A 1209-nucleotide genomic window follows, 5' to 3' on the forward strand; every position below is an offset into this window, starting at 1 on the left:
TTTTGGCTGGTCGATCCTCAACTCCCCTCTCCCTCAGGGAGAGGGGCTGGGGGTGAGGGAATACTCCCTCCCAGGGATCCGATTTGACCTCTGCCCCGGGGGTTGGATAAGGTTGAGGGCGAAGTGGCTGGGGAGCGAGAGCATGGCCAGCGTGACCTACGAACACGTTACCAAGCGCTACGGCGACACCACGGCCGTCCACGACCTAAACATCGCCATTGAAGACGGGGAATTTCTCGTCTTCGTTGGCCCCTCCGGCTGCGGCAAGACCACCTCCCTGCGCCTGCTGGCCGGCCTGGAAGAGGTGAGCGCCGGCTCCATCTACATCGGCGACCGCCGCGTGAACGACGTTCCCCCCAAGGATCGGGACATCGCCATGGTCTTCCAGTCCTATGCCCTCTACCCCCACATGACTGTGGCCGAGAACATGGCCTTTGGCCTTAAGCTGCGCGGCCTGCCTAGGGCGGAGATCGAAAGCCGGGTTCGGGGGGTGGCCAAGCGGCTGGGAATCGAACACCTCCTCCACCGCAAGCCCAGGGAACTTTCCGGTGGACAGCGGCAGCGGGTCGCCGTTGGGCGGGCCATTGTGCGCAACCCGGCGGTGTTTTTGATGGATGAGCCCCTCTCCAACCTCGACGCCAAGCTACGGGTGCAGGCGCGGGCCGAGATCAGCAAGTTACACATGCAACTGGGCACCACCTTCATCTACGTCACCCACGACCAGGTGGAAGCCATGACCATGGGCAACCGCATTGCCGTCATGAAGGATGGCCGCCTGCAACAGGTGGACACCCCCCAGGCCCTCTACAACCGCCCCGCCAACCTGTTTGTGGCCGGCTTCATCGGCAGCCCCTCCATGAACTTCTTCTCAGCCAAGCTGCGGGAGCAAGAGGGCACCCTCTGGGTGGATAGCGGCGCCTTCCGCGTGCCCATCCCCTCCCACCAGGCGGATCCCTATCGGCCCCGCGCCGGCCAGCCGGTCATCTTCGGCATCCGCCCGGAAAACATCCACGATCCCCAGTACCAACCCCCAGGGATCCAACCCGCCCGCGTGCGCGCCAGAGTTGCCGTTGTTGAGCCCCTGGGCTCTGAAGTCCTCCTCCACCTCAGCGCCGCCGACCCCGAAGGGATCCTCCCCGAGCAGGAGTTTGTGGCCCGCGTGGATCCCCGTACCCAGCTTCGCGTCAACCAATGGGCAGAAGTGGTCTT

At 64.5% G+C, this 1209-nt stretch carries 1 protein-coding gene; it reads left to right on the forward strand.

The window, feature by feature from the left end; translation table 11 throughout:
• Positions 1-142: 142 nt before the first annotated feature.
• On the forward strand, positions 143-1209 hold a 1067-nt coding region (locus NW852_RS04660), incomplete at its 3' end, for an ABC transporter ATP-binding protein (RefSeq protein ID WP_414426496.1).

The organism is Synechococcus sp. H60.1 (genome assembly GCF_047462335.1).
In the GTDB taxonomy this organism is placed as follows: domain Bacteria; phylum Cyanobacteriota; class Cyanobacteriia; order Thermostichales; family Thermostichaceae; genus Thermostichus.